At 29.9% G+C, this 26,076-nt stretch carries 21 protein-coding genes; 2 read left to right on the top strand and 19 right to left on the bottom strand.

Translation table 11 applies throughout. From position 1 onward, the window contains the following. Nucleotides 1-27 precede the first annotated feature (27 nt). Complete coding sequence (locus BUB01_RS20300; RefSeq protein ID WP_072992793.1) at nt 28-345, top strand: 2TM domain-containing protein; 318 nt, start codon at nt 28-30, stop codon at nt 343-345. Nucleotides 346-415: 70 nt separating this feature from the next. On the opposite strand, the gene murB is transcribed toward BUB01_RS20300, so the two are convergent. From murB to uvrA, 6 genes are all read right to left on the bottom strand, one after another. Next, a complete protein-coding gene (gene murB / locus BUB01_RS20295) occupies nt 416-1,336 on the bottom strand; it encodes a UDP-N-acetylmuramate dehydrogenase (protein WP_072992790.1) in 921 nt (306 codons plus the stop codon). 190 nt (nt 1,337-1,526) lie between these two features. After that, on the bottom strand, nt 1,527-3,398 hold the full coding sequence (gene uvrC / locus BUB01_RS20290) for an excinuclease ABC subunit UvrC (RefSeq protein ID WP_072992788.1): 1,872 nt from the start codon (nt 3,396-3,398) through the stop codon (nt 1,527-1,529). 51 nt (nt 3,399-3,449) lie between these two features. Beyond that, entirely contained in the window at nt 3,450-4,925 is a 1,476-nt protein-coding gene (locus BUB01_RS20285) for a peptidoglycan D,D-transpeptidase FtsI family protein (RefSeq protein ID WP_072992785.1), read from the bottom strand. Next, a complete protein-coding gene (locus BUB01_RS20280) occupies nt 4,925-6,169 on the bottom strand; it encodes an FtsW/RodA/SpoVE family cell cycle protein (protein WP_072992782.1) in 1,245 nt (414 codons plus the stop codon). The genes BUB01_RS20285 and BUB01_RS20280 overlap by 1 nt, the downstream gene beginning before the upstream one ends. Nucleotides 6,170-6,182: 13 nt before the next feature. After that, entirely contained in the window at nt 6,183-6,629 is a 447-nt protein-coding gene (locus BUB01_RS20275) for an FHA domain-containing protein (RefSeq protein WP_072992779.1), read from the bottom strand. 216 nt (nt 6,630-6,845) lie between these two features. Then, entirely contained in the window at nt 6,846-9,668 is a 2,823-nt protein-coding gene (gene uvrA, locus BUB01_RS20270; protein ID WP_072992776.1) for an excinuclease ABC subunit UvrA, read from the bottom strand. Nucleotides 9,669-9,928: 260 nt separating this feature from the next. Between uvrA and BUB01_RS20265 the strand changes: the two genes are divergently transcribed. Beyond that, complete coding sequence (locus tag BUB01_RS20265; protein WP_072992773.1) at nt 9,929-10,699, top strand: hypothetical protein; 771 nt, start codon at nt 9,929-9,931, stop codon at nt 10,697-10,699. A gap of 83 nt (nt 10,700-10,782) precedes the next feature. On the opposite strand, the gene BUB01_RS20260 is transcribed toward BUB01_RS20265, so the two are convergent. The 13 genes from BUB01_RS20260 to alr form a co-directional block, all read right to left on the bottom strand. After that, on the bottom strand, nt 10,783-12,780 hold the full coding sequence (locus BUB01_RS20260; RefSeq protein ID WP_072992770.1) for a methyl-accepting chemotaxis protein: 1,998 nt from the start codon (nt 12,778-12,780) through the stop codon (nt 10,783-10,785). Between the two features lie 396 nt (nt 12,781-13,176). Next, nucleotides 13,177-15,150 carry an excinuclease ABC subunit UvrB gene (gene uvrB, locus BUB01_RS20255; RefSeq protein ID WP_072992849.1) on the bottom strand — a complete coding sequence of 658 codons (1,974 nt, stop codon included), beginning with the start codon at nt 15,148-15,150 and terminating at the stop codon, nt 13,177-13,179. A gap of 144 nt (nt 15,151-15,294) precedes the next feature. After that, nucleotides 15,295-16,551 carry a PDZ domain-containing protein gene (locus BUB01_RS20250; RefSeq protein ID WP_072992767.1) on the bottom strand — a complete coding sequence of 419 codons (1,257 nt, stop codon included), beginning with the start codon at nt 16,549-16,551 and terminating at the stop codon, nt 15,295-15,297. Nucleotides 16,552-16,564: 13 nt separating this feature from the next. Beyond that, nucleotides 16,565-17,839 (bottom strand): S41 family peptidase, encoded by a 1,275-nt coding sequence (locus tag BUB01_RS20245; protein ID WP_084109078.1) that lies wholly within the window; start codon nt 17,837-17,839, stop codon nt 16,565-16,567. A gap of 167 nt (nt 17,840-18,006) precedes the next feature. Next, complete coding sequence (gene ftsX, locus BUB01_RS20240) at nt 18,007-18,897, bottom strand: permease-like cell division protein FtsX (protein ID WP_072992763.1); 891 nt, start codon at nt 18,895-18,897, stop codon at nt 18,007-18,009. Further along, the gene (ftsE, locus tag BUB01_RS20235; protein WP_072992759.1) at nt 18,887-19,573 is read right to left on the bottom strand and encodes a cell division ATP-binding protein FtsE; all 687 of its coding nucleotides are present in this window, start codon (nt 19,571-19,573) and stop codon (nt 18,887-18,889) included. Before ftsE ends, ftsX begins: the two co-directional genes overlap by 11 nt. Nucleotides 19,574-19,947: 374 nt before the next feature. After that, nucleotides 19,948-20,802, bottom strand: a complete 855-nt coding sequence (locus tag BUB01_RS20230; protein WP_072992756.1) for a YitT family protein — start codon at nt 20,800-20,802, stop codon at nt 19,948-19,950. Nucleotides 20,803-20,867: 65 nt separating this feature from the next. Beyond that, nucleotides 20,868-21,734 carry a YitT family protein gene (locus BUB01_RS20225; RefSeq protein WP_072992753.1) on the bottom strand — a complete coding sequence of 289 codons (867 nt, stop codon included), beginning with the start codon at nt 21,732-21,734 and terminating at the stop codon, nt 20,868-20,870. A gap of 155 nt (nt 21,735-21,889) precedes the next feature. Further along, nucleotides 21,890-22,831, bottom strand: coding sequence for a transketolase family protein (locus BUB01_RS20220; RefSeq protein ID WP_072992750.1), 942 nt, complete (start codon nt 22,829-22,831; stop codon nt 21,890-21,892). Further along, on the bottom strand, nt 22,831-23,655 hold the full coding sequence (locus BUB01_RS20215) for a transketolase (protein ID WP_072992747.1): 825 nt from the start codon (nt 23,653-23,655) through the stop codon (nt 22,831-22,833). The genes BUB01_RS20220 and BUB01_RS20215 overlap by 1 nt, the downstream gene beginning before the upstream one ends. A gap of 526 nt (nt 23,656-24,181) precedes the next feature. Beyond that, nucleotides 24,182-24,535 (bottom strand): type II toxin-antitoxin system PemK/MazF family toxin, encoded by a 354-nt coding sequence (locus BUB01_RS20210; RefSeq protein ID WP_072992743.1) that lies wholly within the window; start codon nt 24,533-24,535, stop codon nt 24,182-24,184. Nucleotides 24,536-24,542: 7 nt separating this feature from the next. After that, nucleotides 24,543-24,785, bottom strand: coding sequence for a hypothetical protein (locus tag BUB01_RS20205; RefSeq protein ID WP_072992740.1), 243 nt, complete (start codon nt 24,783-24,785; stop codon nt 24,543-24,545). 119 nt (nt 24,786-24,904) lie between these two features. After that, nucleotides 24,905-26,065 (bottom strand): alanine racemase, encoded by a 1,161-nt coding sequence (alr, locus tag BUB01_RS20200; protein ID WP_072992736.1) that lies wholly within the window; start codon nt 26,063-26,065, stop codon nt 24,905-24,907. Nucleotides 26,066-26,076: the final 11 nt, after the last annotated feature.

Below are 26,076 nucleotides of genomic sequence, written 5' to 3'. Positions count from 1 at the left end.
AAAATATTTGAAAAGAGGTTTTTATTTATGGGAAGACATAGAAATGATGATTTATTTGTTAATAAGGATATGAATGATAATGATATTTACTCTTTAGCTGTAAAAAGAATTATGGCAAAAAGAAAGTTTTTGGTTCATCTTGCTGTTTACGTTGCAGTTAATTTAATGCTTTGGACTATGTATATTATTGATGGAAATGAACACGCTTGGCCTATGTGGGTTACATTTGGTTGGGGAATTGCTATTATATCTCATGGAATAGAGCTATTTACAACAGCAAATTCGTCATCTATATCCAAAGAAATTGAGCATATTAAAACAGAATATGATATGTTAAATAAATAATTAAAGCTCCTCATAACGAGGAGCTTTAATTATTTCATATCCCTATTTTTTAATTTAGAATTAAAAAGGTTTATTCTTTTTCTTCACCTATTATTCTCACTTCTGTGTGTAAATCTACACCATAATTTTCTTTTATAACTTTTTGTACATAAGCTATAACTTCTAATACTTCTGTAGCGGTAGCCCCACCTCTGTTTATAATGAAACCTGAATGCTTTTCAGACACCCCTGCTCTCCCCATGGTAAAGCCCTTTAATCCTGAATCTTGAATTAATTTCCCAACAAAGTATCCCTCAGGTCTTTTAAATGTACTTCCTGCTGATGGATATTCTAATGGTTGACTATCTTCTCTTCTTTTAGTAAGATGATCTACTCTTGCTTTTATTGTATCATAGTCACCATTTTTCAAAGCAAATGTGGCACTTAAAACTACATAACCATGTGTCATAACTGCTGAAGTTCTATATCCTAATGCTAGTTCTTCTTTACTTAAAGTTATTATCTCATTTTTATCATTTACTACCGTAGCTTCCTTGATTATAAATGATATTTCTCCATCATAAGCTCCTGCATTCATATACACAGCTCCACCTATGCTTCCTGGTATTCCACAAGCAAATTCGAAACCTGTTAAACTATTTTTCAATGCTACCTTTGAAACATCTGCTAATAAAGCTCCACACTCTGCATATATTTCTGTATCATTTACGCTTATATTATTAAGCTTACATAGTTTTATTACTACACCTCTGATTCCTCCATCTTTAACTAAAAGGTTAGAACCATTTCCAATTATAAAATAAGGTACCTTATGTTCTTTACATAATGCAATTGTTTTAACAATCTGTCCTGTATTATTAGGATTTAATAATATATCTACAGGACCTCCAACTTTAAAATAAATATGTTCACTCATAAGAGAATCTATTTCTATTTCATCTTCACTATAAAATTCATAAAACAACTTGCTAAATTCCATATATTGATTCATATTAAAACTCCTCGATTAAATATTAGTTAAGCATCGTTCAATTAAATAGTATAAATTAAATATTACCAATTAATCAAGCTAAAACTAAGCATTTTATACTATTTTTTTTAATTATACCCCTCATTCATTACTTATAAACCATTATATTCCATATATGTAGTTTTGGTAACTTCTTTTTTTACCTATATAACTAGGAATTTCCTTCCCCACTAAAATACTTAACTATACTTTCAGCTGCCTTTTTATCTATGCCTTGTGTATTCATTAATTCATCAAAGTTTGCTTTTTTTATATTTTCTACATTTCCAAACTTAATAAGTAATGCGCGTCTTCTCTTCTCACCTATATATGGAATATCCTCTAATATGGAATGTAGAGTTCTCTTATCTCTAAGTGATCTATGATAAGTTATTGCAAATCTATGAACCTCATCTTGTATTCTAGTTATTAGATGCATAAGGTTAGAACTTCTTCTAATTATCAATTCCTCATTATTATAAATTAGCCCTCTAGTATTGTGTTTATCGTCCTTAACCATACCACAAACCGGTATGTCTATACCATATTCCTTAAGAACTTCTAATGCAACATTTATTTGACCTTTTCCACCATCCATAAGAATTAAATCTGGAAATATTGAAAACTTTCCCTTTGAAAATTCTAGATTTCTTTCTTGTATAGCTTTTATTTCTTCTATACCATGTGAAAATCTCCTAGATAATATCTCCCTCATACTATCATAATCATTAGCACCCTTAACTGTTTTTATCTTAAACCTTCTATAGTCTGAGTTTTTAGCTTTACCATCTTCAAAAACTACCATTGTTCCAACAGAATCAACACCTTGTATATTTGATATATCATAAGCCTCTATTCTTCTTGGAAACTCTTCAAGCTCTAAAATATTATGAAGTTCAGTTAATGCAATATTATTTATCTCATTCTCTTTAAGCATTTTATCTTTGAATTGCTCCATCATAAGTTTAGCATTATTATATACCATATCTAGCATATCTTTTTTATCACCTTTTTTAGGAATTTTAAGCCAAACTTTTGAACCCCTTTTTGCAGTTAAAAATGCTTCTAATAATTCAATATCCTCAACCTCTGGAACATATATATTCTTAGGTATTTGAGCTGTCCCTCCATAAAAACTAGTTATAAACTCGGTTATTATATTAGCTGTTCCTGTAGTTGCAGTATCCTTAAACATAAAATGCTCTCTACCAGTTACCTTCCCTTCTCTTACAAAGAAGATTTGTACACAGCTATGAACCTCATCTGAATAAACATTTATAAAATCTTCATCCCCATCCTTAGCTGTAAACATCTTTTGTTTTTGCACTATAGTATTTATAGATAATATTTTATCTCTCAACATTGCAGCTTTTTCAAATTCCAATTCTTCTGATGCTTTTTCCATTTCTACCTTAAACTTTTTAATTATATCATCATCTTTTCCTGTTAATATACTTATTATAGTTTCTATCATTTTGCCATATTCTACTTTAGAAATAAGACCTCCGCAAGGTGCATCACATAGCTTAATATGATAGTTTAGACAAGGTCTTGTTTTTTCTCCACCTTCTAATATAACCCTTTTACAGGTCCTGAGAGGAAAAGTCTTTTTTATTAAATCTATAACTTCATAAACTGCTGTTCCATTAGTATAAGGTCCGAAATACTTATTGCCATCCTTAGCATAATTTCTAGTAACATATACTCTTGGAAAATCCTCATTTGTTGTTATCTTTATAAATGGATAAAACTTATCATCCTTTAAGGCTATATTATATTTAGGACTATACTTTTTTATCAGATTACACTCTAATAATAATGCTTCCATTTCTGAATCTGTAACTATATACTCAAACTCAGCTATATTCTTTACCATAGCCCTTACCTTAGTAGAATGATTCTTTGAATTTTGAAAATATTGTCTTACTCTATTTTTTAAAACCTTAGCCTTTCCTACATATATAACTTCTCCTAAATTATTCTTCATTATATATACTCCAGGCTTATCTGGTAGAATCTTCAACTGATATTCGAAGTCAAAAATTTTAATCCACCTCCTATTTTGCTAAAGCACATGAAAATAAATACTGGTCTACTATTTATTTGATTGTGACAAAGCAGCTTGAAATATCTTTCCTACAACTGGTGCAGCCTTTAAGCCTCCCTGTCCGCCACCTTCTATAATAATAGCTACTGCTATTTGAGGATTTTCTGCTGGTGCAAATCCTATAGTCCAAGCATGAGGCTCACCATCTTGACCATTTGGAAGTTGATAATCAGCTGTACCTGTCTTTACTGCAGCATTTGTTCCTCTAAAAATTCCCCAGTCACCATTCACTCTTTGATCAACTATATTTTTCATATAATCCCTTATCAGATTTGCATCTGACTTAGATATTACAGACTTCACTGTTACTGGAGCTATCTTTCTTACTAACTCACCATTTTTGTCCTTAACTTCATTTACAAGTCTAGGCTCCATCATAACACCATCATTAGCTATAGTACTAGCAACTAAAGCCATTTGTATAGGCGTTGCTAATATACTACTTTGCCCTATCCCACTTTGAGCTATACTACCTTTTTCGGAACTCTTTAAAGTAGGAAACTTACTTTTATCTATAACTATACCATCAGATGGTATGCTATTATTAAATCCAAACTTCTCAGCTGTAGCTTTTAATTTTTCATTTCCAAGCTCCATAGCAAGCCCACCATAAACCACATTACTAGATACAGCTAATGCTTTTTTAAGATCTATATTTCCATATGCATTACCATTAAGGTTACTTAAAGATTGCTTTGAATTAAATTGTATTTTACCATTATCTTGGAAAGTCCTATTTGTAACACCAGGGATATTTTCTAAAGCTGAAGCTAAAGTTACAGTTTTAAATGTAGATCCTGGGGGATACATACCTGAAACAGCTCTATTTAAAAGTATTATATCATTAGGATTCTCCTTTGCTTGTTTCATTACATTATCTAAATCATTAGGATTATAGGTCGGTTTTGATACCATAGCTAAAATTTCTCCCGTTTTTGGATTTAAAGCTACTACCGCACCCTTCTTATCTCCTAATGCATCAAATGCTGCCTGTTGTATCTTAGGAGATAAAGTTGTATATACACTATTTCCAATCTTTTCTTCCTTTTGTCCTCTATTTTTAAAAGCTTCTACAAAATTTAAAGATTTAAGGAAAGTTTTAAAGTTAACATTCTTATAATTTCTAAGTTCATAATCATACTTATTCTCTAAACCTGCTAGGCTATATTTGGGATTTACATACCCTAAAACATGTGCATATAATTCTCCATTTGTATAAGTTCTTTCTTGATTTAAAGCATCTTTTCTTGCACTAGTAGTTAAAGCATTTCCATCTCTATCATAAATGGTTCCTCTAAGGACTTCATTTCTAACGGCCCATAATCTTTTATTTCCTGTTCTATTTGCAATAGTATCAGCTTTAAATAATTGAAAATATGCTATATAAGATATTAAGCTAAGTATTAATGCCAAAAACACTACCATTACTTTAGCTATACTACTTGATAATTCTGTTTGTTTCATTAAACGGCCTCCTCAGATATTTTTTGCAATATTCCAAGTGCAAAAAACATTGTAAGCATTGATGTTCCACCATGACTTATAAGTGGTAGTGCTATACCTGTTAATGGTATTACAGAAAATACTCCCCCTACTATAACTAAAACCTGAGAGATTATCATAGCACTAAAACCTACTGCACTTAATTGTGAAAACTTATCATCTGTTTTTAGTGCTGATCTCATACCTCTATAAAATAGTAAGAAATATACTAATAATACTCCTATACCAAATATAACACCTAACTCTTCACATATTACTGCAAATATAAAATCACTCTCGTTTACTGGAATAAATCCTGGATATCCTTGACCTAAACCAGAACCAAATAGTCCACCAGATGATACTCCATATAATCCTTGAGCTAGTTGATAACTTTGATTATTTTCATACGTCCATAAATCTTTCCATATTAAAACTCTTTTTCTTACATGTCCAAACATATTGAAACTTGCTACTGAACCTATACCAAACAACCCTAGGCATGTCATTACATATTTTAACTTTGATGTGGCTATAAATAACATAGTTACTGCTATTCCAAAGAATATTAATGCAGAACCTAAGTCTCTTTGTAAAACCATACATCCCAGTGAAGCCATTACAACACCTGCTGGTTCTATTAATTGTTTAAAGTCTTCCTTTATGTTCTTTTTATCCTCATAATTCATAAGTGCTGAAGCTAGATATAGAACTAACAATATCTTGCCTAACTCTGATGGTTGAAAACTAATAGGCCCTAGCTTAACCCAGTTTCTAGCTCCTAAAATCTCCTTACCTAATGGAGTAAGAGCCAAAGACATACATACTAATGTAGCTCCTAAATACCAATATCTATACTTAGCGAAGCTTTTTAAATCTGGCATTAAGACAACTATTAATATGTATGCTGTTATACCTGCTGCAAACCAAATCATTTGCTTTATAGCTAAGCTAGTATGTGTAGCTGAACCTTGATCTAATCTATATAAAATAGCTACACTTATAGTTGCTAAAACTGATGAGAATATTAATATAAACTTATCTCCATCTGGGAAAAATTTTCTTATAATAAAATGAGAGTATCCTATTAATACAATAAGGATACCACCCATAACTAAGGCGCCCTTATCTACAGGCGATTTTAATAACGCTAGGTTTCCAAATAGACCTACACATAATAGATACGTCATAAACAAAAGCCTTTTTTCGTATTTTACATGATTCATCTTGTCACCCCTACTATCCTATAACTTTAAATATGGTACTTCCTAGCTTAACTTCATCCTCAACCTTAAGCTTTACTCTTCCTGTTATTTGTCCTCCATTAACATAACTACCATTAGTACTGTCTAAATCTTCTAAATAAAAATCATTATTTCTAACATATAGTTTCGCATGATGAGAAGATACAAATTGATCATTAAGACAGATAGAATTATCTCCCTTTCTTCCTATGCTTAGAGTTCCTCTTACAGGAATTACAGAACCTATTTTTAAAGTTTCACTATTATCAGTAGCCATAACCTCTAATCCATGAGCTTTTTTACTATTAACAGCAGAAGACCTTTTACGTCCTCCCCCTTTTACATCCCTATACATAATTTTTAGGGCATAATATATGATTGAATATAAAATAACTATAAATACTAGAGCAAATGCCCCACTAATTAACTTTGTAAAATTCATTTTTTCACCTCAAATTCTTAATACTGTCTAATTTATATTTTTTCAATTGTTCTATAATGATTATACAACAAAAAAAAGAAGAATTCATTTGAATATAGCTTGGAAAACCTTAAATATTTATTAATATTATATTCAAAATAACTACAATTACACTTTAAATATTTAGAAGCCTTTATTCATTAATAAAACTCATGGATAAATTCCATGAGTTTTATTTTACAAGTATTTCTTTAAATATTTGCCTGTATAAGATTCTTCTACCTTACAAATATCTTCCGGAGTTCCTGTTGCAATTATAGTACCACCTTTATCTCCACCTTCTGGTCCTAAATCAACAATATAGTCTGCACATTTTATCATATCTAAATTGTGTTCTATTACTACTACACTATTTCCACCGTCTACCAAACGTTGAAGAATCTGCACTAATCTATTAACATCATCTACATGAAGTCCTGTGGTTGGCTCGTCTAAGATATATAAAGTCTTTCCAGTATTTCTCTTTGACAGTTCATAAGCTAACTTTATTCTTTGAGCCTCTCCACCTGATAATTGAGTTGATGGTTGACCTAATCTTATGTAGCCAAGACCTACATCATAAAGCGTTTGAAGCTTATTCTTAATTCTAGGTATGTTTTCAAAAAATTCTAGTGCCTCTCCTACCGTCATATTTAAAACATCATCTATATTCTTTCCCTTATACTTAACTTCTAATGTTTCTCTATTGTACCTCTTACCTTTACATACTTCACAAGGTACATAAACATCTGATAAGAATTGCATTTCTATTTTTATTATTCCATCACCTGAACAGGCTTCACATCTTCCACCTTTTACATTAAAAGAGAATCTTCCTTGCTTGTAACCTCTCATCTTAGCTTCTGTTGTATTTGAAAATAATTCTCTTATTATATCAAAGGTTCCTGTATAGGTAGCTGGATTACTTCTTGGAGTTCTTCCTATTGGACTTTGATCTATATCTATTATTTTATCTATATTTTCATACCCTATAATCTCTTTATATTGACCTGGATTTACTTTTGATTTATTTATTATCTTTGTTAACCCTTTAAATAGAATTTCATTAATTAACGTACTCTTACCTGAACCAGATACACCAGTTACCATAGTTAACGTTCCTAAAGGTAATTTAACATTAACGTTTTTCAGATTATTTTCCTTAGCTCCTTTAATAGTTAAGAAATTCCCATTACCTTTTCTTCTATCTTCAGGTAGCTCTACTTTTTTCTTCCCTGTCAAATATTGACCTGTTAGTGATTCTTCTGTAGCCTCTATTACTTCTAAAGGTCCTGCTGCTATAATTTCACCACCATGTTCTCCTGCTCTTGGTCCTATATCTACTATAAAATCAGCTGCTCTCATAGTATCTTCATCATGCTCTACAACAATTAAGGTATTACCTATATCTCTAAGATGCTTTAAAGTAGCTATAAGCCTGTCATTATCCCTTTGATGAAGACCTATTGAAGGTTCATCAAGTATATATAAGACTCCCATAAGTTGAGATCCTATCTGAGTTGCAAGTCTTATTCTTTGAGCTTCTCCTCCAGATAAAGTACCTGAATTTCTAGCCAAATCTAGATAATCTAATCCTACGTCTATAAGAAATTTTAATCTTGAATTAATTTCTTTTACTATTTGATTACTTATTATTTTATTTTTTTCCGAGAATTCTATGGAATTTATAAATTCGAGTTCATCTCTTATAGAAAGTCTAGTAAATTGATTAATATTTTTATCACCTACAGTAACTGCTAGTGCTTCCGGCTTTAATCTTGCTCCTTTACATTTTGGACAAGGATTATTACTCATATATTGCTCTATTTCAGATTTAATATAATCTGAATTTGTTTCCATATATCTTCTTCTTAAACCGTTTATTTCTCCCTCAAAAGAATGATTATATTTTCCCTTTATACCTTCTTTTGTATACTCTACAATAACCTTTTCGCCTTTTGTTCCATATAAAAGTATATTATAGATCTCTTTTGGCAAGTCCTTAATGGGTGTTTTTAAATCAAATTTATATTTCTTGCTTAATGCTTTAAGTATTGCATACGTCCAAGAATCCTCTTTAAGCCTTCCTTCTCCCCAGGAAGCTATAGCCCCATCCATTATGCTTAACTCTTTGTTCGGAATAATTAAATCTTCATCTATCTCTAGAAGAGTACCTAATCCATCACAATGATTACATTTTCCAAATGGTGAGTTAAATGAAAATAATCTTGGTGCTAACTCATCAATACTTATGCCACAATCTGCGCAAGCAAAATTTTCACTATAAAGTCTGTCTTCTTCCCCTATAATATTTATTACTACTAACCCATCTGCTAATTTTAATGAAGCCTCTATAGAATCTGTTAATCTCCCTTCTATTTCTGGCTTAACTATAAGCCTATCAATAACAGCTTCTATATTATGTTTATTATTTTTTTCTAATTTTATCTCATCTTCTGTTAAATCATAAATTTCCCCATCTATTCTAGCTCTTACATAACCACTTTTCTTTATATTTTCAAGCATTTTTTCATGAGTTCCTTTTCTTCCCCTAACTATAGGAGCTAAAACTTGTATTTTAGTTCTTTCAGGTAAACTCATCACTTGGTCTACTATTTGATCAACTGTTTGCTGAGTTATCTCCTTTCCACATTTGGGACAATGTGGTATACCCACTCTAGCATATAGCAACCTTAAATAATCGTATATTTCTGTTACTGTCCCTACTGTAGATCTTGGATTTTTTGAAGTTGTTTTTTGATCTATAGAAATAGCTGGTGATAGTCCTTCTATAGCTTCTACATCCGGTTTATTCATTTGTCCTAAAAACTGCCTAGCATAGGCTGAAAGTGATTCTACATATCTTCTTTGACCTTCTGCATATAAAGTATCAAAAGCTAAAGAAGATTTACCTGAACCTGAAAGGCCAGTAAAAACAACAAGTTTATCCCTAGGTATTTCAAGAGATACATTTTTTAAATTATGAACCTTAGCATTTTTTATAACTATCTTGTCCTTCATATTTTCTCTCCTCTATTTTATCTGTTTTTATTGTCAATATATTTTTTCGTTCTTGTAGTGAACATCAGTTCTCATATCTATACTAATAATTTTAATTAATTAATAATTTAAAGTCAACTAAAAAGTACGCTAATATACCTTTTATTTATGTCCACATTTATTTAATTCATTCGTTATATATTAATTATTCACTTCCTATTTACATTTTTATCCATTTATACTAAAATTAAGCTATATTATTTAATAAGGGGGCTGTTAAAATGTTAAATATAAGCAAAATAGAAACAATGGTTTCAAGCGTAGGATCAGTTTCTTTAGATGCCATTCGAACATGGTATCCTAAAGTGCCAATATCGGATCTTAAAGATGCCATTAATAAATCTGAGAAAATTAAATTATCGGGATCAAAAGTAACTAATAAAACTATCTCAAATAATACTACTGTCGAAGTTAATAAATCAAAAAATTTTAAGCCTAATATTTTAGATAAAAACTCTAAAATTAATTCAAATAAAGATATTTTGATTGCATCAAACAAAATTAATGAAAACTTTCCAGAAACCAAAAACATATATTCTAATTTAAAATACGAGGATCTCTATAATATTATCCAATCCTATAATGAACAGGTTTTAAGTAAACATAAGGAACTTATTGAAAATGATGAGTCCTACAAATATAATGCAATACTGAGTTTTCTAAAAGAAAAGTATGATTTAACTGCTATTGATAATGATAATTTTAATAAATTATACCTTCTACACAAAAAAAATACTAATGCTGAGATTGGATATGCAATTTTAGTTCCAGATTTTGATGAAAAAGTATTAGCCCTTATACAAAGCCATTTCCCTTCTGATACAGTATTTGTATACTATATAAATTCAAATTCAGTAGATGTTGACAATATAATATCTACAATTTTTCCAAAGGCAACTACAAAAATAATTGAAAAATACAAAATGTTTTTCGAAATAGATACATTATCCCTGGAAATTTTACAAATTAAAAGTACAGTCGGTAAAAACTAAAACTAACTAAAACACCATGAGTTTCATTGATTAACGAAATCCCATGGTGTTTAATTATATTTTAAATATACACTTTTATAAAATTAATTAATTTTAAATACATCAATCTTAGTTTTTAAATTTTCAGATGCGTCATCCATTTTACCTGCCATTTCAGCAAGTTGTTCACTTGAAGACATTAACTCTTCTGCTGAAGCTGCAATTTCTTCTGCTGAAGCTGAAACTTCTTCTGACACAGCTGAAATACCTTGAACCTTATTATTTACAACATCCTTTGATTTATTAGCATTATCTAATGAATTTTTAGTTTCATTCATTAATGGAGTTATATCATTTATAGATGTTATAATATTATTAAATGAATCTGTTGTATCTTCAGCAATACCTTTTTGTTGTGTTAGCAATACTTTAACATCTTCAGTTGTAGTTATAACATCATTTGTTTCATTTGCAATAGTTTTTATAAGTAATAAAATTTCTTCTGAAGAATTTCTAGATTCTTCTGCAAGCTTTCTTACCTCTTCAGCTACTACTGCAAAGCCTTTTCCTTGCTCCCCAGCTCTAGCTGCTTCTATAGCGGCGTTAAGTGCAAGTAAGTTTGTTTGTTCAGAAATAGCATTTATTGCATCTGTAATATTTCCTATTTTAGAAACTGTAGATGAAAGACCATTTATCTTACTTGTAACAACATTAAATGAGCTTGTAATAGAAGTTATAGATTCTAATAACATATCTATTTTATCCTTACCATTTACAGCTTTATATTGTGATTCATCTGTTTTCATACTTACATTTAAAAGACTACGTTCAACTATAGCTAATTCTTCACTAAATGTAGTTAATACAGAAGCTATATCCACAAGTTCAGCAGCTTGATCTGTTGCACCTCTCGCCACTTCTTGTATTGCAGATGCAACCTCCCCAGCAGAAGATGACATTTGCCCAGCACTATTTTTTAGGCTACTTGCATTTTCTTCAACAACAACTGACGTATCCTGTACTCCACTTATAGAACCTTTTAAGCTATTAAGGGTGTTATTAATATTCTCAGTCATTTTAGCAATTTCATCTTTACCTTTTATATCTACAGTAACAGTAAGATCACCTTCAGATATCTTGCGCATAGCCTCTGAAACTTTAACAATTGGATTAGACAGTCTTCTAGCTATAAGTGACGCAAAAAATGCTACTACAACTATAGTTACAGCCCCTATTATTAACATTATTTTCATTGTTAGATCACTAATTTTATTAACTTCCGTTAATGGTACATTAGCAATAAAAGTCCATCCAAGAGTTTCATCCGTAGAATATGATATTATTTTTGATACTCCATTATACGTGTATTCATCAAAACCATTTTTAGCACTTAAAACCTTTTTAGATATTTCTACTTTATTAAAGTTTTGATTTAATATTTCTTCAGGTTTAGGATGTGCCAACATAGTTCCATCACTTTCTACAACATATACATATCCAGTTTCCCCTATTTTAACATTATTAATGTAATTTTTAGAAATATTAGTTAAAGATATTGAAGTTAGTAAAGAACCCTTAAGTTCATTATTCTCTAGTATTGGAATAGCCACTATCACTATAGGATTTCCACTAGCTACACTCTTTTTAACTTTGGAGACTGTTATAGCCTTACTAGACTTCATTTTTGTATAGTATTCCATTTGAGATAAGTCTTTACCTTCTAATGTATTTACTGCATTTAATAACGCTGTACCATTCTTATTGATTAAAACTATATCGTCAAAATCAGTATAACGCTTAATATCACCTTGGAATCTTGTTATAAGCTTATTCTTATCATCCTCATTGATTATTCCACTATTAACATTAGTTAGATATTTATTAATATCATTTCTTGTAGAAATATCGATGCCTATTTTTTGCAGCAAAGTAATAGTATCAACAATACTATTTTTAGACATTTCACTTTGTACTTTCAATCGCGTCTCCTCATCATTATAAATATTCCTTGAAATGGCGATTTCAACTATAATTCCTGCTAACAATATTGGTACAATAGCAAATACTATAAAGAAAGTAATAAATTTAGATTTTAGTTTCAAGATTTAATCCTCCTCTGTAAATTGTTGTTTTTTCGTCTTTTGTTTACCGTAAAATCATTTCAATATAACTATCGTCATACCTAGAAACAAATTAATATTAAAGTTCATCTTTTTTAAAATTAAATTTTCCAGCGAGACCTTTCATTAACTTACATTACAATTAACATGCCTTATAATTAAAATTTCACACTTTATTTAAAAATAATTTTTTTAATATAATAATTCTTACGACTCTGTATTAATTATAAATATTATTTTTCTATTTATTATTTCCCTGAAAATATAACAAAAAAAAACAAAAGTTGAAATTTCAATAATTCAAAACTCAACTTTTGTCTATTTATAATTTTATACCAAAGCAATTTTCAATAACCTACAATACTAACTATTGAAAAATTACATTTTTTCTTTTAACTTGTTAATTGCATCTCTAAGTTCTGCTGCTCTTTCAAACTGTAGATTTTTAGCTGCTTCCTTCATCTCTTTTTCATATTTCTTTATTAAAACTTCTACAGGTACATCATTTTCCTCTACCGCCTTTTTAGCTTCATATTCGGCAGTTTTCTCTGCTACTGTTGTTGCTTCTATAACTTCTCTTACATCTTTTATTATAGTAGTTGGAGTTATTCCATTTTCCTCATTATATTGCATCTGTATTTCTCTTCTTCTATTTGTTTCTTTTATAGCTTTATCCATAGAATTAGTTATTCTATCAGCATACATTATAACCTTACTTTCAGAATTTCTCGCAGCCCTACCTATTGTCTGTATAAGTGAAGTTTCTGAGCGCAAAAAGCCTTCCTTATCTGCATCTAAGATAGCGACTAAAGCTACCTCTGGTATATCTAATCCTTCTCTTAGAAGATTTATACCTACTAACACATCCTCTTCTCCAAGCCTTAGACTTCTTATAATTTTCATTCTTTCTATAGTCTCTATATCTGAATGCATATAAGTAGTTTTAACACCCAGTTCCTTTAAATATTTAGTTAAATCTTCAGCCATTCTCTTCGTAAGTGTAGTAACCAGAACCCTAAAACCTTTTTTAACGGTTTCTTGTATTCTTCCATACAAATCATCTATTTGCCCTGTTACTGGTTGTATAATTATTTCAGGATCTAAAAGTCCTGTAGGTCTTATTATTTGTTCTGCTATATTATTAGAATTATCTATTTCATACTGTGCTGGTGTAGCGCTCACAAATACAACTTGATTTATTTTCTTCTCAAATTCATGAAACTTAAGAGGTCTATTATCATAAGCACAAGGAAGTCTAAAACCGTACTCTACTAAATTTTCTTTTCTTGATCTATCACCAGCATACATAGCTCTTACTTGTGGAAGTGTTACATGACTTTCATCTATAAACATTAAGAAATCTTCTGGGAAGTAATCTATAAGGGTCTTAGGTGGCGTTCCTTGACCTCTTCCGTCAAGCACTCTTGAATAGTTTTCTATTCCTGTACAATATCCCATTTCTCTCATCATCTCTATATCATAATTAGTTCTTTGTTTTAGTCTTTGTGCTTCTAAAAGCTTATCCTGAGCATTCAATTCCTTCAAGCGTTCTTCAAGCTCATCCTCAATAACTCTAATCGCTCCCTCTAGTTTCTCCTGTGAGGTAGCAAAGTGAGATGCTGGGAATATAGACACATGTTTTCTATCCCCTAATATATTGCCCGTAAGTACATCGAACTCTCTTATTCTTTCTATCTCATCTCCAAAGAATTCTACTCTAATTCCTTTTGAAGAAGATGATGCTGGAATAATATCTAAATTATCTCCCCTAACTCTAAATGTTCCCCTTGCAAAATCTATATCATTTCTTTCATAATGAATTTCTATAAGTTTTCTTATAACTTCATCTCTATCTTTTTCCATTCCTTCTCTTAATGAAATAGTAAGATTTTTGTATTCTTCTGGGTTACCAAGACCATAAATACATGAGACGGAAGCCACTATAATAACATCTCTTCTTTCAAAAAGTGCTGATGTAGCTGAATGCCTTAATTTATCTATTTCATCATTTATAGATGCATCCTTTTCTATAAAGGTATCTGTTTGAGCAACGTAAGCTTCTGGTTGATAATAATCATAATAAGACACAAAGTATTCAACTATACTGTTTGGAAAAAACTCCTTAAATTCTGAGCAAAGTTGAGCTGCTAAGGTTTTATTATGTGCCAAAATTAATGTTGGTTTTTGAGTTCTTTCTATTATATTTGCCATAGTAAAGGTCTTACCTGACCCAGTAACACCAAGTAAGGTTTGACATCTCTCACCTTTATTTATTCCATTTACTAAACTCTCTATAGCTTGTGGTTGATCACCAGTTGGCTTAAATTTTGACTCTATTTTAAATTCCATAATTTTCACCTCTTTCATAATATCTATTTTTTATTTTTAATTATTTTCTAATTATCATCTTATCAAATTCAACTTATACTTTCCATCATTTAAGCCAAAAATATCCACAGAAATAATATTTAAAATTATCATTTCTGTGGATAGCTTTTAATGTTCATCTTTTTTTCTTATTTTATCTAATACATCTTTAAACTTTTCTGCATTAAAATCTATAACATCATCTTGTTTTACCATCAATGGTACTAATACAACACCTATTCTTTTAGTTTTATCAAAATTAAATAGTTTATCTACAATCTCACCCTTTGAATTTTTTATCTTCATAGATGTTCCCATATAACTTTGCTTAATTGCAGTATATACTTCTAATTCAGAGTTCACTTTATTGTCATTTATTTCTAATATTCTATCCCCACTTTTTATACCCTCTATATATGCTTGTGAGTTTGGTGATACTTCTAAAACTACAACCCCATTTTCATCAGACACAAACTTAGGCTTTCTCTTTGCTTCAAGATTCCTTTGGAGAATCATTACACCTTCATGAGCTATTGGTGTAATTAGTACTGCAAATATCTCAAACGGTAATCCCAATCTGCAAGTTTGAGCTACTAAAGTTATAATAGCACCATATACAAGTATTGTAAAACCTACTTGAAGTGATTTTTCTCTTTTTGTTCTTGTAAATGTAACTGTATTATAACCTACTACTCCGTAATAAGGTATTATTGTCATTGCAGCAGTTGCTAATGCAAGTATTAACTCTTTACTATTTAAAATTGGCAAACTATCAAATCCTACTTTGCCATAGCCTGAACCTGCTATAATTATAGCTATTGGTAATGCCCAGTTTCTTTTTAGGGCAAATCCACCCATTATCTTATCATCTCTATTTGTAAATACTGGTACTGCACCTTTAGTACCATCCAACATAACTAGTAATCCTTCAACTACGTGTAATATCCCTACAAAGGTTATTAAACTAGTAATATTTACTTTTATAGGAGAGGGTTGACCAATATTACTACATATTATAGAACTTATTATGCTTATCATACCTAATATTGCTGCTGAATATGAGAAACAAAAAAATCTTGGTTTATATAGCATTAGTAGTACTGAAATTATAAATAAAATTTCTATACCTGAGTTTTCATTAAAAACTACTCCTAAACTAGTTAACATAAGACTTGCTAATGTCCCTGCAAATATTCCTAAAACCATTTGTGATAAGGTTAACTCTAATGGAGAGCAAAGACGCTCTCCAATTATCATTCTTTGCATTGCAGCAACTTTCTTATTTTGCATGTAAAACATTATTCCTATAGCAAGCATAACTAATGCCATAGATGGCTCAATAATAGCATAAGCCACAGCTCTTAATGTATATAATGCTAATTCCATTTGTTAGATCCTCCTATTTAATCTTTTCTTGTATAACCTCTAATGCCTTGCTAAATTGTGGATCTACATTCCTATCATATGGTTTTTCAGCTAATTCTTTTGGATAGTCTACTTCTATATCAGGTGCTATTCCCTTTTTATGAATATTTTCACCATTTGGTGTGTAGTACTTTGATATTGTTACTTTTAAAGCCGTTCCATCATCAAATAAATTAAGTCTAGTTTTATCTATTACAGTTTGAACAACACCTTTACCATACGTTTTCTTTCCTATCAATGTACCTATCTTATAATCTCTTATTGCTCCTGATACTATTTCTGATGCTGAAGCAGAACCTCCATCTGTTAATACTACTAATGGCATGCCTATAGCCATACCTCCAACAGATTTACTTTCATCCTTATCTCCATATTTATTTATAGTAGATACTATAACTTTGTCTTTTGGTATAAAGTTAGAAACTACATTTACACATTCATTCATATATCCACCAGGATTTCCTCTTAAATCTAGTATCAAACCTTTCATACCTCTATCTTTTAGCTGTTTTAAATTTTTATTAAAATCTTTTGCTACATCTTCATCAAAGCTAGAAATTCTTATATAGCCTACAGACTTATCTAACATTTCACCTTTTACATTTATCATTTTAACTATATCTCTTGTCACTTTAACTTCTGACAACTTATTTTCTCTTAAAATAGTAAGTTTTATTTCTGCTTTTTCTTTTCCCTTCATCATTGAAACAGCTTTATCTATATCTTTCCCTGTTATCGGAATATCATTTATTTTTACTATAAAATCTCCTTGTCTTATACCAGCCTTCTCTGCTGGTGAACCTTCAAATACAGTTGCAGCCTCCATTTTACCGTCTTTTTCGCCTACTTGCATTCCTACACCCATATAGTTTCCTTCACTTTTCTCACTAAAATCCTCATATTCATCTTTATTCATAAATACTGTATATGGATCCTTAAGCGATTCAGTCATACCTTTAATTGCACCTTCTACTAAATCATCTTCTTTTATATTCCCATCATAAAGTTTATAAATTAAAGCTCTTATTTTAAAAAGCTTTTCATACTTAGAAACATCTTCTATATTCTTCAAATTTTTTATACCATCATTAGTAGCTCCTAAAGATACTCCTTTAAAAGCTAACTTATTTCCAGCATAAAAAGCTCCTATATTTGATATTATTAAGGCAGTTATTACTATAGTTATTATAATCTTGCTGGATTTTTTATTAGTTTTAATCTGCTTATCATCTTCATTCCCTATATCCATTATTATCACCCTTCCAAATAGTTAATAAGTTAGTAATCACAGTTTATTATATAAAATTAGGGAAAAATCAAAAATTTATTTTTCCTCAATTTGTAAAATTACTCCTACTAAAATTATATTTCAGTAGGAGTTTTATCATTAACTATATTGTATACCTATTTTCAAAATTATACTACCAAAAATTTCCTTAAGGCTATTATACTTCCAAAAACACCTATAAACATACCTGCAAGGATGAATTGCCATGACATTGTTGTTAATACATACATAGGATCTACTAATTGTATTGTATATATAGTCTTTGTAATCCAACCATACACACCTTTATATCCAAAAAATAATGCTACATTAGATACAACAGCTCCTAGTACTCCTATAACTACACCTTCAATAATAAAAGGCCATCTTATAAACCAATCTGTAGCTCCTACAAACTTCATTATACCTACTTCTCTTCTTCTTGAATATACAGTTAATTTTATGGTATTTACTATTAGGAATAAAGATACACCTATTAATACTGCAAATAAACCTACTCCTACCCACTTTATAGTTTTTGCAAAAGAAGCAATTTTATTTATTAATTCTTGATCATTTACAACTTCATCAAGTCCAGTCATACCTTTAACAGTTGTTTCTACTTTTGGAGCTGCTTCTGTTGATTCAAGTGTAACTACAAAACAATTTAATAGTGGATTGTTACTTTCATCAAAGCCTTTTAAGATTTCAGGTCTATTCTTAAACTGCTCTTTAAGATTTTTAAGTCCTTGTGATTTATCTTCATATTTAACTTCTTTAGCTCCAGATATATCTTTTAATTTTGTTTCTATCTCTCTTTGATCCATCATATTTATGTCATCTTTTAAGAAAACTTTAACTTGAACCTTTGACTCAACATCTTTTATTCCCTGACTTACATTAAGTCCTGCAAGTAAAAATACCCCAAAAACAAATAATGTTGCAAATACAGTTAATATAGAAGCTATACTTATAGTTGTATTTCTTTTTAAACTTTTAAACGCATCTGATATAAAATAACCAATAGTACTAATTTTCATCCTCGTATTTACCTCTCTTTTCATCTCTAGCAACAGCACCTTTTTCTATTGCTATTACTCTCTTTTTCATGCTATCAACTATATCTTTAGCATGTGTTGCCATAACAACTGTTGTTCCAGCTCTGTTGATATCATCTATTAATTCCATTATTTCCTTAGCTGTTTCAGGATCAAGATTTCCTGTTGGTTCGTCAGCAATAAGTACTTGTGGATTATTTACAATAGCTCTCGCTATAGATACTCTTTGTTGTTCTCCACCAGACAATTCATTTGGAAACATTTTATATTTATTTGAAAGCCCTACTAATGATAACACCATAGGAACTCTTCTTCTTATTTCTTTTTGTGATGCCTCTACTACTCTCATAGCAAATGCTACATTTTCATAAACATTTAATGTTGGTATAAGTCTAAAATCTTGAAAAACCATCCCTATTTTTCTTCTATAATAAGGAACTTGACTTCTCTTTATATTTGATAAATTTGTTCCATTCATAAGTATCTTTCCTGATGTTGGTTCAATCTCTTTTAATAACATCTTTATTAGAGTAGACTTACCAGCTCCACTTGGGCCAACTAAAAATATAAACTCTCCTGACTGTATCTCTACGTCTACACTTGTAAGAGCTCTAACATTATTGTTATAAACCTTAGTTACATTCTTAAATTCTATCATATAAACTCTCCTTAAATAGTATTAAATTCGACTTCTTAATTTTATTTTCTTTATAAATTGTACTTTTTTATTATAACATAATGAACCTCTAATTTATAATTTAATTTATTAAAACTTTATTAATATAATTAAATACCTATATATTACAAGGTAAATTCCCATTATACTACAATTATAAATATAATAAAATAATTTATTTTTGTAAAGTGCTACTATAAACAATCAATGAATTACATTAATCGTTTATATATTACATTTTTATCATTAATAACTTGTAATTGTAGTTTTTTTACTCTAACCATTTTATAAAACAAAAAAGGATATGTTAAAATAATCCTAAATATTTTAACATATCCTTTTTAACCTTATAAATCTTACATATCTATTATTTGTGTAAATCCTTCTCCTAATACTTCATGAACATCACTGACTGTAATAAAAGCTTTTGGATCTAATTGTTTCATATAGTTTTTAAGCTTAATGAACTCTGTACGTCCTAAGACCGTATAAATTATATATATATCTCTTTTTGAATAAACTCCTACTCCTTTTACATAAGTGCATCCTCTTCCTAGCTCTTCCATTATAAAATTAGCTATACCATCATGTTTTTCACTAACTATAGTTATTGCTTTACAAGTTCTAAAGCCCTCTATAAATTCATCTATAGCTAATCCATTAATTATTACAGAAAGTAAAGCATAAAATCCTACATTAACCCCAAAGGTAGCTCCTGCTGCTAATGTTACCAAAAAGTCTACTACAAGAAGTGATTTCCCAATATCTGTGTGAATGAATTTATTTAAAATTTTAGCAATAATATCAGTTCCACCAGTTGATCCATTCGCATTAAATACTAGAGCCATCCCTATAGCAGAAGTTATTGTTCCGAACAATGTAGCAATAATCAAATCATTTGTTATCGCTACAGGATGCATAAACTTTTCCATAAAAGCCATTATTATTGATAATCCAAAGGAAGCATATATAGTCTTTCCTCCAAAGTTACTTCCTAAAAATATAAATGCTATTATAAAGAGTATTATATTCATAATAAAAACTAAAACACCAGTACTAAGAAAACTAATATAATAATTTATTACTATAGCTATACCTGTAACCCCGCCAGCTGCTATATTATTCGGCGCAAAAAAGTACTCCACTGCCACAGCAACCAAAATAATACCTATAGTTATTACCACATAATCTTTTAAAATCTTTAAACTCATAAATTCAACTCCTTATAAAAAACCCTCGGCTTTATATTTTCCGAGGGTTTAAATTAATATACCATTTATTTTTTAGCAATATACTTTTTAGGAATGTCTCCAAAGCCCCTTCCCATTACTTCATAGGCATCTCCAACTATAACAAAAGCTGCTGGATCCACCTTTTTTATATAGTTTCTTAGTTTTATAAGTTCTCCTCTTTCTAACACGCAGTATATTACAGGATTTTCCCTTCCTGTATATCCACCTTCTGCATTAAAAACGGTACATCCTCTTTCAAGTTCTACCGTTATGTACTCTCTGATGTTTTCTACATCTTTTGTTATTATTCTTATATCTTTACAAGAATTAAAACCTTGTATTACCTTATCTATTATAAACCCATTAAAAGTAACACAAACAATTGCATATAACCCACTATTTACGCCAAAATTAATCATAACTAATGCTACAACAAACATATCAACAACCTGCATACATTTTCCCATATCTATATGGAAAAACTTATTTAATATCTTCGCAAGTATATCAGTTCCCCCTGTAGATGCATTTTGAGAAAACACTAGTGCAAGTCCTATTCCAAGCAACATAGTTCCTATTATAGCTGCAAGCATAACATCATTTGTAAGTGCATGAGGATGCATAAATGATTCTATAAACCACATAGCTCCTGAAAGTCCAAATGCTGCATATAATGTTTTAGCACCAAAACCACTTCCTAAAACTATAAATGCTATTACAAAAAGTATTATGTTCATAGCCGCCATTAAAAGTCCAATTGAAAGTGCTGGTATTTTATCATTTATAACCTGAGCTATTCCTGTTATACCACCACCAGTTATATGACTAGGTTTGTAAAAATACTGTACTGCTATTGATACTAATATAAATCCAATAGTAATAATAGCAAATTCTTTAATTTTATCTTTCATCTCTTGTCCCCCTAAGCTTTAAATATAATATGATAAAATATCACTATATATCCTGCCTTTCTTCCATACTACGCATATATGTTATTTTTATCCAAAAAATATAGCAGTATATTCCGCTATACTGCTATTTTAATTCATTTTAAATATATATTCTACTATTTTTTAATTGTTAAACCTTTTTTTGCAGCTTTTACTATATTTTCTGCTGTTAAACCATAGGCTTCCATTAATTCATTAGGTTTTCCACTTTCTCCAAAAGTGTCCATAACTCCAACTTTTATAACTGGTACTGGATATTCTTCTGAAACAACTTCTGAAACAGCTGAGCCTAACCCACCTATAACATTGTGTTCTTCTGCAGTTACTATGACTCCAGTTTCTTTAGCTGCTTTTATCATTAATTCACTATCCATTGGTTTTAAAGTATGAATGTTTATAACTCTAGCTGATATGCCTTCTTTAGCTAACATTTCACAAGCTTCTAAAGCTACATCTACCATTATCCCAGTAGCAACTATAGTAACATCTGTACCTTCTTTTAAAGTAACACCTTTACCAATTTCAAACTTGTAATCTGGATTATCATTAATTGTATTTACTCCAGCTCTTCCAAGTCTTACATAACATGGTCCATTATATTCAGCTATAGCTTTTATAACTTCTGCAGTTTCAACTGAATCTGATGGACAAATTACTGTCATATTTGGTATGCTTCTCATTAATGATAAATCTTCTATAGCTTGGTGTGATGCTCCATCTTCACCAACTGTTAAACCAGCATGAGTTGCACATACTTTAACATTTAATTTTGGATAACATATTGAATTTCTTATTTGTTCAAAAGCTCTTCCTGCTGCAAACATAGCAAAAGTACTTACAAATGGAATTTTTCCACAAGTTGATAATCCTGCTGCTACTGACATCATATTAGCTTCTGCTATACCCATATTTATAAATCTTTCAGGGCAAACATTTTTAAAATCTGCTGTTTTAGTTGATTTTGATAAATCCGCATCTAAAACTAAAATATTTTCATTTTTTAATCCTATTTCTGCTAAAGCCTTTCCGTAAGCTTCTCTTGTTGCTATTTTACCCATTAGTTTTCCCCTCCGATCTCTTTAATAGCTGCTTCGCATTGTTCTTTACTTGGAGCAGTTCCATGCCATGATGCTTGGTTTTCCATAAATGAAACCCCTTTACCTTTTATAGTGTTACAAAGTATACAAGTAGGTTTTCCTTTTGTATTCTTAGCTTCTTCTATAGCTTTTATTATAGCTTCTATATCATGACCATCTATAGTTATTACATGGAAACCAAATGCTTTATATTTTTCATCTATTGGTGAAGGATTCATTACCTTTGTAATATCTCCATCTATTTGAAGTCCATTAAAATCTACAAATAAAGTTAAGTTATCTAATTTATAGTGAGCTGCTGCCATAGCTGCTTCCCATACTTGACCTTCTTCAAGTTCTCCATCTCCAAGAACTGAATAAACTCTATAAGATTTTTTATCTAATTTTCCAGCTAAAGCCATACCTACTGCCGCTGAAACACCTTGACCTAATGACCCAGTTGACATATCTATTCCAGGTACATCATTCATATTTGGATGACCTTGTAGATTTGACCCAAGTTTTCTTAAAGTTTTTAAATCTTCAACAGGTATAAAACCCTTTCTTGCTAAAGCACTGTATAATACTGGTGCTGCATGACCCTTAGATAATACAAATCTATCTCTATCTGGGTTATGTGGATTTTTTGGATCTACATTCATTTCATGAAAATATAAAACTGTTAATATATCTGCTGCTGATAATGAACCACCTGGATGTCCTGAAGCTGATTCAGTTAGCATAGCCACTATATCCTTCCTTATTGTCTTGGCTATATTTTGTAATTCTTCCACCTTATTATTCATAATGATCCTCCTATGCTTTTATATTAATTCATTACATATTATTGTAAAAATCATTTTAATTTTATTCCTGTTCCAAAGTTATTTTACCATAGTTTTTTTAAAATTCCTATATTTTTCGAGTATTTGTGTTAACCTTAATAAGTTCACGATATACAATAGTATATCACATTAACACTATTATGGTATACTATTATAATATTCTGAAAATTTTACTTGTTTTTATGTATACATTTTCACAAAAGTTATATTTCATTTAATATATTTAAATAAACAGAATAATTAATAATGTATGCTATATTATTAAAAAATTTTTAAATTTTTTTAATAAATTTATTATCTGTTATGTTACTTCTAGATTATTCAGAATTTATATAATTTAACTTTGAATTTTAAAAGAAACTTCTATTCATTACATTCGAATGAGTAAGTTCGTATTAACCAAATTGAAAATTTAGATACTCACTTAAAGATAACTAATTTATAAAATAAAAATCGCTACCATTTCACATGATAGCGATTAGTTTAATTAATCTAATCCTAGACTAATTAATAATGCTTTATTAACTTTTTTCATATCATCATCAGTCATATGACCTATTTTTTCTTTAAGTCTTCTCTTGTCCAATGTCCTTATCTGTTCTAATAAAACTACCGAATCCCTGTTTAACCCATATTCTTCTGATGAAATTTCAACATGAGTTGGTAGCTTTGCTTTATTTATTTGAGATGTTATAGCTGCAACTATAACAGTTGGACTATAACGGTTCCCAATATCATTTTGTACTATTATTACTGGTCTTATTCCACCCTGTTCTGAACCAACTACAGGGCTTAGATCAGCATAGAAAATATCTCCTCTTTTTACATTTACAACTGTCATTTAAAAATCACACTCCGAAAAGCCATGTTTCGTATTCAACAGCATCGCACCATTCACAACTTAAGCTTTCTTCTGCATACTCTAGATTGATAGATGCCATTTCCATATAACCCTGTTCCATGGACTTATATAATTCAGCCTTTTCTTTTTCCTCTATATATGATATTACAGTTTCGCTTTTAAATTGACTAATTTTTTTAGTTTTTTCTTTAAAAATTATAGTGCTTTCTATTTTGTTTGAATACGACATAGTTCTACATCTCCTTTTTCTAAAATGTAAAAGAGTAATAAATCCATATTAATTATATTACAAATTATGTCACATTGTCAAAATATTTTTTCTTTTTTATACCTAGTAGTTATTTCCTTCTACACGTAATTCCTTATTTTTACAAATTCACCATCTTTAACATAAACTCTAGGAACTCTATTTTTAAGCATACAAATTATCTCATAATTTATTGTACCTACAAGCTTAGCTATATCATCGGCATTAAAACTTATATCATCACAACCACCTATAAGTATAACTTCATCTCCAATTCTCACATCTTCAATATCTGTAACATCTATCATCAATTGATCCATACAAATTTTACCTACAACTGGAGCAAACTTTCCTTTTATTATAACCTTAGCTTTCCCAGTAAGTAATCTTGTATACCCATCTGCATATCCTATAGGTAATGTTGCAATAATACTTTCCTTCTCAGTTTTAAAAGCTCTACCATAGCTTATGTACATATCTTTTTCCATTTTCTTGACATGCACTACATTAGTTTTTAATGTTAATGCTGGCTTTAATGATAAATTCTCCTTTATGACCTCATCTGATGGGTAATATCCATAAAGAATAATTCCTGGCCTAACTGCATTCAAATGAGTATTAGGTAAATCTATAATAGCGGCACTGTTAGAAGCATGCTTTAGTTTTATATTAATGTTTTCTTTTAAAAGCTTATCATTAAACTTATTAAATTTTTCTAATTGCTCATAAGTATAATCCTTATTTGCTTCATCAGAAGATGAAAAATGTGTAAATATCCCTTCTATTATTATTCCCTCTAACGAATTAATTTTCTTAACGGCATTAAAACTTTCCTCATTTGGCATAAAACCTATACGCCCCATGCCAGTATCTATCGCTATATGTATCCTAGCTTTTTTCCCTAATTTCATCGCTGTTTTAGATAACTCCATCGCATATTCCAAATTATAAACTGTTTGTTCTATCTCATTATTTATGATATCTTCTGCAAAAGTTAGCGGAGTATATCCTAAAATCATTATAGGAGCTGTAATATTAGCATTTCTAAGTTCTATAGCCTCCGTTATAACAGCTACTGCAAGCCTCTTAGCACCATTTTCTATTAATACAGGTGCAACATCAACAGCTCCATGACCATAGGCATCAGCTTTTACAACTGCAATTATTTCATTACTTTTAACACACCTTTTAATTTCTTTCATATTATGTGCAATTGCATTTAAATCTATTTCTGCCCATACTGGTCTTATATTATCATTCATTAAACTCACCT

Origin of the sequence: Clostridium cavendishii DSM 21758, assembly GCF_900141845.1 — a bacterium.
Taxonomy (GTDB): domain Bacteria; phylum Bacillota; class Clostridia; order Clostridiales; family Clostridiaceae; genus Clostridium_AG; species Clostridium_AG cavendishii.
Note: the sequence above shows the minus strand (reverse complement) of the source record. Positions and strands in the feature narration are given on the sequence as shown.

What these genes read in the sequence shown, in the direction of transcription:
- BUB01_RS20280 (WP_072992782.1), bottom strand. Translation starts at nt 6,169, where the DNA reads ATGAATCATGTAAAATACGAAAAAAGGCTTTTGTTTATGACGTATCTA.
- alr (WP_072992736.1), bottom strand. Translation starts at nt 26,065, where the DNA reads ATGAATGATAATATAAGACCAGTATGGGCAGAAATAGATTTAAATGCA.
- BUB01_RS20215 (WP_072992747.1), bottom strand. Translation starts at nt 23,655, where the DNA reads ATGAATAATAAGGTGGAAGAATTACAAAATATAGCCAAGACAATAAGG.
- BUB01_RS20220 (WP_072992750.1), bottom strand. Translation starts at nt 22,831, where the DNA reads ATGGGTAAAATAGCAACAAGAGAAGCTTACGGAAAGGCTTTAGCAGAA.
- BUB01_RS20225 (WP_072992753.1), bottom strand. Translation starts at nt 21,734, where the DNA reads ATGAAAGATAAAATTAAAGAATTTGCTATTATTACTATTGGATTTATA.
- BUB01_RS20230 (WP_072992756.1), bottom strand. Translation starts at nt 20,802, where the DNA reads ATGAGTTTAAAGATTTTAAAAGATTATGTGGTAATAACTATAGGTATT.
- BUB01_RS20245 (WP_084109078.1), bottom strand. Translation starts at nt 17,839, where the DNA reads ATGGATATAGGGAATGAAGATGATAAGCAGATTAAAACTAATAAAAAA.
- BUB01_RS20210 (WP_072992743.1), bottom strand. Translation starts at nt 24,535, where the DNA reads ATGACAGTTGTAAATGTAAAAAGAGGAGATATTTTCTATGCTGATCTA.
- BUB01_RS20285 (WP_072992785.1), bottom strand. Translation starts at nt 4,925, where the DNA reads ATGAAACAAACAGAATTATCAAGTAGTATAGCTAAAGTAATGGTAGTG.
- murB (WP_072992790.1), bottom strand. Translation starts at nt 1,336, where the DNA reads ATGAATCAATATATGGAATTTAGCAAGTTGTTTTATGAATTTTATAGT.
- BUB01_RS20250 (WP_072992767.1), bottom strand. Translation starts at nt 16,551, where the DNA reads ATGGAATTAGCATTATATACATTAAGAGCTGTGGCTTATGCTATTATT.
- BUB01_RS20265 (WP_072992773.1), top strand. Translation starts at nt 9,929, where the DNA reads ATGTTAAATATAAGCAAAATAGAAACAATGGTTTCAAGCGTAGGATCA.
- BUB01_RS20300 (WP_072992793.1), top strand. Translation starts at nt 28, where the DNA reads ATGGGAAGACATAGAAATGATGATTTATTTGTTAATAAGGATATGAAT.
- BUB01_RS20275 (WP_072992779.1), bottom strand. Translation starts at nt 6,629, where the DNA reads ATGAATTTTACAAAGTTAATTAGTGGGGCATTTGCTCTAGTATTTATA.
- ftsE (WP_072992759.1), bottom strand. Translation starts at nt 19,573, where the DNA reads ATGATAGAATTTAAGAATGTAACTAAGGTTTATAACAATAATGTTAGA.
- ftsX (WP_072992763.1), bottom strand. Translation starts at nt 18,897, where the DNA reads ATGAAAATTAGTACTATTGGTTATTTTATATCAGATGCGTTTAAAAGT.
- uvrA (WP_072992776.1), bottom strand. Translation starts at nt 9,668, where the DNA reads ATGAAGGACAAGATAGTTATAAAAAATGCTAAGGTTCATAATTTAAAA.
- BUB01_RS20205 (WP_072992740.1), bottom strand. Translation starts at nt 24,785, where the DNA reads ATGTCGTATTCAAACAAAATAGAAAGCACTATAATTTTTAAAGAAAAA.